This is a genomic window from Marinilabilia rubra (assembly GCF_003121985.1).
Classification (GTDB): Bacteria; Bacteroidota; Bacteroidia; order Bacteroidales; family Marinilabiliaceae; genus Marinilabilia; species Marinilabilia rubra.
In genome coordinates, this window is the sequence record NZ_QEWP01000017.1 from 81026 (window position 1) to 92301 (window position 11276).

The window sequence follows — 11276 nt, forward strand, 5'->3', positions numbered from 1 at the left end:
GAGTGTTATGGCACCATAAAATGGATGGTTTCTGAAAGGCTGTCATTTGCCACCTTCAGGAGGTAAGCACCACTTTTCAAATGCCCCACATCCATCGAAATCTGATTATTCTGAGTTTTTTTCTGTTGTGACAAGAGTTGCTGACCTCTGGCTGAATAAACCTCTAACAGGTAATTTTGGGCCTCAGCAGTAGCAGGACAGATTACATATAACACACCATCCCTCACAGGATTGGGATAGACCTGCAGGGAGTTGATGGAAAATGTCAGGTTTGAATTTTCGGAGCATTGATTGTTGTCCATTACGGTGGCAGTATAATCTCCTGCAGACAAGCTTTTAAGGTTAAATTCAGAGGACTGACTCACATAACTTTGTCCGTTTAGGTCTATGGTATACGGCGCCTCTCCACCCTCAATACTGATGGACACATTGTTTCCATCAACCACTGCATTGCTATACAGTGGTTGTGCCTGGTTTAATATTACTTTATGATGACTCTCGTAATTGTTTACAGAAGTAGCTGCAAGATTGTATTCCCCGGCTGGTAAATCCGTGATGGTATATTCCACATTCTGACTTACGGGATGGGGAAGACCATTGTTTAAGGTAACATTCAAAGGGGCAACTTTACTGAGAATGGTAATACTCCCGTCCTCTAACTGATAGCAGGATGGCGAGACATAGGATACTTGAAAATTGTCAGCTGAGAAAATCTCGTCAGGATTATCAGAGATCACCTCACCAACCTGTTTAAATTCAAACCAGTTAAGATTGTGTTCCTGTTGCTCTACCTGAATACGTAAATGGTACTCACCCTTATTCAATAAAACAGATGTAGCGTTTTGTGTCTGCCATGTACCCCAGCCACCAGTGCCATTTAATGCAATGGTAGTCACCTGCTCAAACGTTTCGCCGTTATCGTCGCTCAGCCACATGGATACTTCCGGAGCATTGTGCTCCGATGCCACACGCATGGTTAAATCATAATAGGCGGTGTTTTGTACCGAGATGAGATAATCCAGATTATAGCCTTCCCGGGCGTAGGACGAATTTTTGCCCCCTCCCGTATCGGAGGTATTCTCAAAAGTAAAGCCATTGTTAACGTGGAAATCCTCGGTTTCAATTTTGCCGGGAACAGCATGACGCAGCGGCAGGTTATTGGTTACAGACAAATTTGAAAATCCGCCCAACGTCTGTGTGCTAGACATAACACTGCCACCATCGTAACTCAATAGCAGCTCGTCAAAATAGGTAAAATCAGAAACCGTAGTGAATTCCAGAATTTTAGAATTATCAGCATTCACTTTTACCTCACTCAGTTGAAAAGCATTACCAGCCTGGTCGGTTAAGCTGAAATCATTTAACTGCAGACTGGTTCCTGAAGTCACTTCCTTATTGAGGGTGAGAAAAACCTGATTACCATCAGCGTCAGACTCTGCCGAAAAGGCTTTAAACTCAACATTGCTGACGGGCTCCGGATTTACAAATTCGAAGTAGTTCAAATTAGCCCCTCCCTGCTCGAAATAAAACACAACCTTAACATCACCAGCAGGCAATATAATATCATTAAATGCGGTGGTAGTCCAGGTATCATAGTTGGCAGTTGCAGGCAATTCGAGAGTTGATGTTATATCACCCCCATTGGCCATCAACTTTATTTTTGAGGTACTGCCGGAATGACGAATATTAAGCGTATAGGACTGATCTGCCGGGTTGTTAACGGTGTATTGCATCCATTCGTTATCAGCTGTCCACCCAACATTGTAAGGGGCTTCCACAAAAGAACCACCTTCAAGGGTATCATTGCAGTGCTGAATGTCCACAGCGTCATTCCGGTACGCCCATCCTGTATTCCAATCGGTATAGTCAGTCACCAGACTCAGGTTGGCAGTATCGGTATCCCAGTAGGCATAATTAATACGGCCCATGTCGAAGTCTGCAAACCAGCTTCTCTCTCCTACCGAATAATTTTTATAGGGCTTCGTGTCAGAAGTATGTGGTTGATGTATCATGGCATCAATTACATCATACATCACCCTTACATTTTCTACCTTATGATTGTTGGCCCATTGTGTTAAAGCATCTATAGCTGCCTGCCCGGTAATATCATCTGATGGATCACTGGTCCGCCAGCCATCGACAAGTTCCTTGTATGCCTGAGGTTCCTCAACATACATAACGTTGTTGATTCCATTCTTTTTAACCGGCCACCATGACCAACCAATGTCTTTACTTTCACAAAGTTCAATCAGTTGTGTATACCAGACATTGGAGTTTTCGCCACTTTCTCCAAGCCATAGCGGGACATTGTGCTGTTCGCTGCGTTCAATAATCCAGTCCAGCGAATTGGCATCCACATTATTCCAGTATTTATGAAAGCTGATTACCAGATTATCGTCCCACAACGGATCCGGCAGACCGTCGTAATTATTGGCCCAATCGTTACCTTCCAGAAAAACAATATGATCATCGCCCGTTGCGCGGATGGCGTCGGTACATTCTTCCAGAAGGTTCCACAACATCTCATTGTTGTTGTCTTTAAGCTCGTCCCAGTTGGTTTCATTCAGCAGGTCATAGCCACCAATCCAGGGTTCGTCTTTATACCTTTCAGCCAATTTTTCCCACAGGGCCACCATTTTGTGCCGGTTGTTCACATCTTCCCACAATGAAGGCTTGTCCGGATCATAATCACTGATGTCAGCATTACGCCCCTGCCCGCCGGGGGCAGCATGCAGGTCCAATATCAGGTACATGTTGTTGGCTTCGCACCAGCTCAACATATCATCTACACGCTGGAAACCACTTTCGTACCAGGTATAGTTTTTGGCCGATAAATCTTCAGCACTCTCTTCTTCAATGGGTGGGGTAAACTGGTTGTAGTGCATGGCCATACGCAGGCTGTTGAAGCCCCAGGAGGCCAAAGAGTCCACATCCGCTTTGGTCATGTGATTGTTCCACCAAAGTTCAAAAAATTCATCGGTGGCAGATTCTCCAATCACCTCAATGAGTTTTTCCCGAAACTCGTGTTGAGTTCCGGCAACTCCGGCTGTTTTCATCATGTACCCTTCCATCAGCACCCAGTTTCCGGTTCCAATCCCACGTAAAATGACCTTATTGTCCTGGTCATCTTTAATGAGCTTACCGTCGGTCCTGAGTGTTTGGGCATTTATTGAGCAAATGCTTAATAGCAGGAACATTAAGGAGAGTAAGTATTTCATCTTATTTTCATTTTTAAATCCTTTTATAATTTGAGCCTGATATTTGAAAACCTTTTGGGAATAGTTTATATCAAATAAAATTGTTCTACTTTGACACATTCTTATGAATCAATAAACAGGCTGAAGGTATGATATCATGATACCCCTAATGTGACTGGTCGTTCTCCTCTGCACGAGATAGAAGGTTTTCTGTTCCTGCCCTTTTTTTTGGCCGCGTTGCGGCCAAAAAAAAGGGAGGAAACGGGGATGACTCATTCCCCGGGGCGTTGCCCCGGGCTATATTATGTCAGGCCTTCAGCCTGTTTTTCCTGGTTAAACAAATGTGCCAATATTGAAGAAAGCATGGAGTTGTCCAAAAAATCATGGATTTGTTACTCTGAGCATTCTTCGATCAGGAAGAACAGTGAAAGGGAGATTCTTCACTCCGTTCAGAATGACAAAGAACTTGAAATCCATGACACTTTGGACACCCTTTTATTGATACTATTCTTATTATGGCTGTCTAATACCTGGATAATCTTTCTTCAGGACGATGTCATCAATATATATTACTCCGTGGGTTCCATTGCCATGACTAAACATCACCCACAAATACCGAATATCTGAGGCATCAATATTGCCATGAGAAAAGTCGCTGTCAGAAAAATCAAACGACAGATCTACCCATTCATCAGTAGCAGTGATGGTTTTTTCGACCTCAACACGTCCCTCCCAGTAATCAATTGTGGTAAGTCCGATTTTTAAGGTGCGCTGATCTTCCGGCATATCGAAGTTGTAATCCGTACCTCCGATATTAACAGTGCTGCCTTCCAGGTAAACACGCAACGCAACTTCTGAGTATTCATCGGAGAAATTAAGGGAACCTTGGGGTATACCATAGCTTCCTTCAGTCCACCAGCCTCCGGTTTTACCCATCGCCAGCACATTACTTCCATCAAATGTATAGGGATTGGTACCCGGATTAAATTCATTAAGGAGCTTTGTATCCCCGTTGGCTTCACCCCAAGCTCCGGCATAAGCTGCTTCTTCATCAAAATTGTTAAAAACAACGCTCTGCTTTTGTATGTCCCCTTGCTCAATCGTCACGTTGGTTTCAGCGCTTAGTAGGGCTCCCTGAACAGTAGCTTCAAACTTCACAGTATAGGTGCCGGCATCCAGGTAGCGCACTGTTGTATCAGTGGTGGACGTGTTTACCCATTGTCCATCGCCAAAATCCCACCGGCTATCAGTAAATTCAGTTGATGCATCTGCATTAACTTTTAATTGTCTGAGATTCTCTTCTCCGGCAACACCTTCGGCAGACACATCTGTTGCAATAATAAGCTCGCCAGCAGTAACCGTAATTTCCTCAAAGGTTTCTTCATTTATCCGGTTGCCATAAACAGCCGTTACTTTGGGCTGATAGGTGCCATCAACCGTATAAATAATTACACCTGAGTCCTCTCGAACCGTGGTTCCATTTCCAAAGTCCCACTCAATGTAACTTAAGCCCGGGGTGTTATTGGCAAATTCGTAGCTATTGGCAATACCAATCTCATCCGATACATCGGTAAAGGTTACATCCAGATCGATTAGGTTCTCACTCCAATCCTCGGGAGTGTTTTCATCTTCACAAGCCGCGGTAAAAAGCAGCAGTGCAATTGAAATGATATATAATATTCTATTCATGATAGTTATTTTTTAGTATATTAAGAAGGTTATGGCAGACACCCGGGAACTTTTTGGATTAATTCAATATCATCGACCATGATAACTCCGGTTCCGTCACGGCCGGCTCCCCGGTCATTGTCCCAAGCATGGGTAAACATCACCCAGATACTTTCTACCTGTGTAGGGTCAATCTGGTCAAATGAACTGTCGGTAAAATCAAATTCCACATCAACCCATTGGTCCAATTCACTCAATTTAATCTCGCGTTCTATTTCCTGACGGCCGGAACCATCGTTCAGACCAATCTTGAGGTTTAAGTATGACTCAGGAATGTTAAAGTCGAAGTTTCCTTCCGGTACTTCAAAGGTGCTTGGGATGTAGAACCGCATGGCCACTTTTCGCCACATTCCGTCGTAAGAAAAGTCAAATACTTCATTGTCGAAGTCATAAGCCACTTCAGTCCACCAGCCACCGGCTTTACCAATAAGGAGAACATTGTTATCCTCAGGGAACTGATAAGGCGCATCCCCATCAACATGATAATCATCAAAGAGCCGGGTATCATTCCGGTTTTTGTTGACCCACTCTCCGGCATAGGCTGCGTCACTATCAAAATCGTCCAGTAAAATACGCTGACCAATTGAACACCACAGGGTATCTTCTGCATTTACAGTAGCCACTTCTTCAGACAGTTCTCCGTCGTAGGTATAACCATTAAAGGTGATGGCATAATCCCCCGGATTGATATAATAGACGGTATCCTTATCCTGGTCACTGGTTTCACCATTGCCAAAGTCCCAGGTAATAAACTGAATAGCATCATCCGCTTCACCCCCGGCACCACGTACATATTCCACTTCGTAAATTTGTGGAGCGAGTTCTCTCACATCGATCAGGATATCATCAGCAAGGTCGTTTAATGCTTCAGGATTCTGCATTTTATAGTCTTCTACTACCCCAACTTCGGTTGGTTCACAATTCCATAAACCAATAGCTATAAAAACCGGCAGCAGTTTTGATAAATATTTCATAGTAATAAGATTTTGTAGTTGATTAGAAACTGTTAAAGTTTTAAGAGTTTCTTAATAACCTGCGTTTTGTTTCAGTGGTTTTGAACTTGAGCTTGACAGTTGTATCTGCACATCAGCAATGGGCCAGACACCCCGTGTTTCCCGGTCGAATGTGACATCAAAGGGAGCCTCGTAGTCGTTGGAGATGGCTGCATCTGCAACATCAAGCCCGCGACGCAACAGGTCCCAGTAACGCAACCCTTCGCCAAAGAATTCTTTTCTACGCTCCTCAAATACTCTTTCAAGGCTAACCGGAGGGTGAACACTCAGTCCTGCACGTGCACGCACCTCTTCGTAATAGCTCTGTGCGCTTTGGGTAAATGATCCTCCTTTTAACGACAGTTCGGCTGCCATCAACAATACATCCGCATACCTTACCACAGGTCGGCCATCGGGATGTCCACTGAAAGCGGGATCATCAACAAATTCGCTCAGAGGTGTAAACTTCTTAAAATAATAGCCGGTATGCTGATAACTTTGTGTGTAGTTGTCTGCCCCTACTTCGCTGTTAGCATCCAATATGGTTGCATTGCGCCTCTCATCGGCAGGATCAAAAATACTATAGACATCAGGATGAATAGTTCCAAACCCCCAGCCGGAGGCATAGGTCGAAGTATTGGACAAGTCCCGAAGACCATAATACTGAACGTCTGCACGACTGGCACCTTTACCATTGTAGGAGTATGGAATCTGGTAAACAAACTCCTGGCTGTAATATGCCTTATCCGAGCCTGAAACCAACCACAGGTCTGCAAAATTATCTACCAGGCCATGTCCACTGTTTTCAATTATATCATCCACCAACGCACTTACGGAATTAAGCGTAACTCCACCCGGCATTTCTGACTGTGAATAGAAACCGGTATAGAACAAATAAATACGAGCTAAAAGCGCCTGAGCTGCATATTTGGTTACACGTCCCTGCTCATCTTCAGAGACTGTTTCCGGTAAATCTTCTATGGCAGCCAGAAAGTCTTTAGCTATTTGCTCATATACTTCATCCGGGTCTGCCTGTCCAACGTCTGCATCGGCCAAAGTGATGGGTTCCGTTATTAAAGGAATGTTTTCGTACATACGCACCATATTGGAATAAATATGTGCACGGATGAACTTCAGTTCTGCAATAATCCGTTTCTTTTCATTTTCATCTTCAAAGGCAATTCCGGGTATTTTCTTCAGTGCAATATTGGTGCGATAAATACCCACATATGCTCTCCACCAAAACTGGTCGTGCTGCCAGTCGGTAGCAAGCATTTCGTGTTTTTCAAAACGCCTGATATCGGTTCCGTCAGCAGAGCTTGCTCCGCCTGTAAACATATCATCGGAACACATGTTAAGAAAAAATTCAAATTCATTGGTGCCACCTCTATCCTCGGTAGTAGCACTATAAGCTGCATAAAGCGCAGCATATGCATCCTCCTCTGTTTGATAAAAATTGTCTTCGGTGGTGGCTGTGTGATTATCTACCTCCAGATAATCTTCACATGAGGTAGCAAATAAGCCTAGCAGCGCTATTGCTATGTATACAAAATACGTCTTCATAATTCAATACCTGTTTTTTACTATTTTAAGATGAAACTCAATAATCCAAAGCGTTGTAAGCTTGTAGTGGTATCTTCTTAATAACAGTAATGGTTATTTTAGTCTTTTAAACCTGATTAAAACCTTAAATTCATACCAATGGTATAGGTTCTGGCCTGCGGATAAGTTCCGGTGTCTACACCCGAATTGATAGTACCTGAGCCAAATTCAACATCTACACCTGGATAATCGGTAAATGTGTATAGATTTTGCGCAGCCACATAAAGCTTCAGGTTTTCAATATTGAGCCGTGAGAGCAGCTTATTATTGAATGTATATCCTAATTGCAAATTCTTAATGCGCAAATAATCAGCATCAATCACATACTTGTCCGAGAATCGGCTGTAGTTTTTATTGGGGTCTTCAATGGAGGCACGCGGCTCGCTGTTTGTAGTATTTTCGCCGGTCCAGCGATTAAGCATAGTCGCAGGCAGGTTGGTATATCCGGCATCCAGACGACGCGAAAGATTGGCGATTTGGTGTCCGCCCGCCCCTTGCATAAACATGGAAACATCAAAACCTTTCCAGTCTGCAAATAAGGTTAATCCGTAAAAATAAACCGGATTGGAATTACCTAAGTTGATTTTATCGTTGTCATCCAGTATCCCGTCGCCGTTTTGATCAATAAACCGAACATCTCCGGGTTGTGCATCGGGCAACATTTTAACAATATCACCACTCTCATTTACAGAAACCGGTTGATTATTCACCTCGGTCTGGTTCTGGAACAAACCGTCTGTTTCATATCCCCAAAAATACCCCAATGGTTCACCTTCTTCAGCTCTGGTTACAAGTCCGTAAGTTTGAACGGTAGCACCACCCAACACTTTTTCGTCATTACCAATATAAGTCACCTCATTATCATTGAACGAGATATTGGCATTAGCTCCCCATGAGAACTGTCCGGCGTTATCGTTGTAGCCAAATTCCAATTCGTAACCTCTGTTACGCACCTCAGCAGCATTGTCGATTGGAGAGTTACTTCCATAGTGTCCTGGAATTTTAACTTCCAGTAGCAGATCTTTAGTCAGCTTATTGTAGAAGTCAAAAGTAAAAGTGAATTTACTGTCCAGGAAGTGGGCATCTAAACCAATATTGGTTTGCTCAGATGTTTCCCAGCGGATATCCGGTGTAGGAATGGTATTTGGTGCCAGCCCCTGCATTGATAATCCGTTAGAAATGGGATGCCCAAGCACATAGCTTCCTGCATCTGAAATATTGGATACATATACGAAGTTACCAATGTGATTACTACCATTTTGGCCCCAACTGGCTCTTAATTTGATAAAGTTGGCAACACTTTTAATGGGAGCAGCAAAGTTTTCATTGGTTAACGCCCATCCACCGGAGAAAGAAGGGAAATACCCGTATTTATTGTCCGGTCCAAATCTGGACGAACCATCAGCCCTGAATGTGGCAGATAAGAAGTATTTCTCATTGTAATCGTAGTTCAGGCGGGAAAAGAAAGACACCAATCTGTTTGGAATACCTTTTCCACCGCTGGCATTACGGGTTTCTTTGTCACTAATGGTGTTGTCAATGTAAGCGTAATCTTCACCTTTGGGTGTTTTGGTGATATCAACTCCGCTGCCCCAAAGGCTGTGTGAAGTTTCTTCCAGGATGGTACTACCTGCAACAACATTAAAACCATGGTCTGCAATATCCAGGTCATAAGTTAAAACGTTTTCCCAGTTGTAATTAAAATAACGGGTCATGCTTTTCTGCACATCGTCAACCAGGTTATAATCAGAAGGGCTCAGCTTGTAAACAGGGTTATAGTCCTCCCATGTAACATATGCCAGGTCGATACCATACGAACTTTTAAACTTCAGATTTTCCAGAAAACTATACTCCAAAAATATATTTCCTACCAATTTATCTGTTTTAGTCTGAGAATGAAGATACTCCATTCGACCTACAGGGTTGGTTATACCTTGTGTTACGTAATCTGAAACGCCGTATTCGCCTTCGGCATTTCGCACAGGCGTAAGCGGATCTAAGTTGTAGGCGGAAGCCAAAGGTCCTCCATAAATGTTATTTACAGAAATGCCGCTACTCTTGATATCGGAGTAATAGAGCGATGTTCCGGTACGCAGTTTTTCATTGTGACTTTTGGTTTCTGCATTCACACGGGCGGTAATACGACTGTAGTTCGAATTATCAGGCGCGACCAGTCCCTCCTGTCCAAAATACGATATTCCGGAAGAAATCTTAGCTCTTTCCGTTCCTCCGTTCAGACTCACACTGTGATTCATCATCGGAGCATTTTTATTGTAGATCTCATCCTGCCAATCGGTATCGGCGCGACGGTTAAAATCCATTGGTCTGACACCATCATTCAACTGAGCCTCGTTGTAGAAAAGAATGTATTGATCGGCATTCATCAGAGATAATTTTCTCTCCGGATTCTGGATACTATGGTAACCCTCGTAGGAAACAGTAAAATCCTGGGCTTTACCTCTCTTGGTTGAAATAAGAACAACACCGTTGGCACCCCTTGCACCATAAATAGAAGAGGAAGCTGCATCTTTTAGAATTTCGATGCTTTCAATATCACCCGGATTCAGGTAGTCAATACCTCCAACAGGTGATCCATCTACGATATAAAGAGGATCAGAATTCCCATTGGTTCCGGCACCACGAATGCGCACCGACATGCCAGCTCCGGGCTGAGCAGAGCTACTGGTTACAGTAACCCCGGCAGTTCGCCCCTGCAAGGCTTGTTCCACACGCAGGTTTTGCGTTTTTTCAATCTCTTCTTCCCCTACGGAGGATATGGCCGCCGTTATGGAGCTTTTCTTCCGGGTACCATACCCTACAGCAACCACCTCATCCAATCCGAAACTACTGGTTTTCAACACAACATCGAGTTGCCCTGAGGCGCCACGGTTGGCCACAGAAATCTCTCTGGTTTTCATACCAATAAAAGAGAACACCAAAGTAGCATCGGGAGCTACATTATCAATATTATAATTCCCATTTAAATCAGAAATTACCCCCCTGGTCGTTCCCTTTATCAGAATGTTAACTCCGGGGATCGAGTTTCCCTGCTCATCCGTGACCTGTCCGGTAATGGAAAGATTTTGAGCAAACATGTTTGTTACACTGCATAAAAACATTGCAACTAAAAATAGTTTTAATCCTTTCATAGATAATTTAGTTTTTAACAGATTTAGTTTTTTTCATGACACTTGATTTTCTTTAAGAATCTGCGGATGTAAAACTATTTATTCGGGGATACCAACCCATGAAAAGAAGGTAGACTAAAGATAGACAGGCGAAACCAGGGATAGATATTCAATAGACAGGCAAGCATTAAAATATAATATTCAGTCACTTATAGCATGCAATATTTATACTGATACTTTTGCTTTCGGACATTGTTAATTCTACTATGACATATGTGGTATAAACTTCCCGGAAAGGCGGAAGGTCTTTGAGCAATAGCATGGGGCGCAGCCATATTAAAAAATAATTACGCCCTTGCAGGGCTAAGAGGTAGTGAGTGCCTCCAGGGCGATGGGCTCCACCCATCGTTATTATATTGGGCCCTTTCAGGGCTTGGCTCCTTCAGAGCCGTGGGCTGCTATCTAATGTTACAGGATTAGGCATTTCAGGGTTTGGCCCCTCCAGGGCATAGCCGTCAGGCTAAGCAGATTGATGCAATGGAATATTCACAAAATCAAAGGTTTGGTTTATCATTTCTAATATGTGGATACTCGAAAATGTTTTATTTTTTGGTTCTACATTCTGTTCC

General features: G+C 43.4%; 5 protein-coding genes. All 5 read right to left on the reverse strand.

From position 1 onward, the window contains the following. Nucleotides 1–5 precede the first annotated feature (5 nt). The 5 genes from DDZ16_RS16680 to DDZ16_RS16700 all read right to left on the reverse strand — a co-directional run bounded on the left by DDZ16_RS16680 (nucleotide 6) and on the right by DDZ16_RS16700 (nucleotide 10668). The gene (locus tag DDZ16_RS16680) at nucleotides 6–3218 is read right to left on the reverse strand and encodes a cellulase family glycosylhydrolase (protein ID WP_158275695.1); all 3213 of its coding nucleotides are present in this window, start codon (nucleotides 3216–3218) and stop codon (nucleotides 6–8) included. Between the two features lie 492 nt (nucleotides 3219–3710). Next, nucleotides 3711–4886, reverse strand: coding sequence for a PKD domain-containing protein (locus tag DDZ16_RS16685; RefSeq protein WP_109265625.1), 1176 nt, complete (start codon nucleotides 4884–4886; stop codon nucleotides 3711–3713). A 29-nt stretch (nucleotides 4887–4915) separates the two neighbouring features. Beyond that, the gene (locus DDZ16_RS16690; protein ID WP_109265626.1) at nucleotides 4916–5899 is read right to left on the reverse strand and encodes a hypothetical protein; all 984 of its coding nucleotides are present in this window, start codon (nucleotides 5897–5899) and stop codon (nucleotides 4916–4918) included. Nucleotides 5900–5950: 51 nt separating this feature from the next. Next, entirely contained in the window at nucleotides 5951–7480 is a 1530-nt protein-coding gene (locus tag DDZ16_RS16695) for a RagB/SusD family nutrient uptake outer membrane protein (protein WP_109265627.1), read from the reverse strand. 116 nt (nucleotides 7481–7596) lie between these two features. After that, entirely contained in the window at nucleotides 7597–10668 is a 3072-nt protein-coding gene (locus tag DDZ16_RS16700) for a SusC/RagA family TonB-linked outer membrane protein (protein WP_109265628.1), read from the reverse strand. Nucleotides 10669–11276: the final 608 nt, after the last annotated feature.

Excerpts from the sequence above, each read along its gene's own strand:
- DDZ16_RS16680 (WP_158275695.1), bottom strand. The coding sequence starts at position 3,218 with ATGAAATACTTACTCTCCTTAATGTTCCTGCTATTAAGCATTTGCTCA.
- DDZ16_RS16685 (WP_109265625.1), bottom strand. The coding sequence starts at position 4,886 with ATGAATAGAATATTATATATCATTTCAATTGCACTGCTGCTTTTTACC.
- DDZ16_RS16690 (WP_109265626.1), bottom strand. The coding sequence starts at position 5,899 with ATGAAATATTTATCAAAACTGCTGCCGGTTTTTATAGCTATTGGTTTA.
- DDZ16_RS16695 (WP_109265627.1), bottom strand. The coding sequence starts at position 7,480 with ATGAAGACGTATTTTGTATACATAGCAATAGCGCTGCTAGGCTTATTT.
- DDZ16_RS16700 (WP_109265628.1), bottom strand. The coding sequence starts at position 10,668 with ATGAAAGGATTAAAACTATTTTTAGTTGCAATGTTTTTATGCAGTGTA.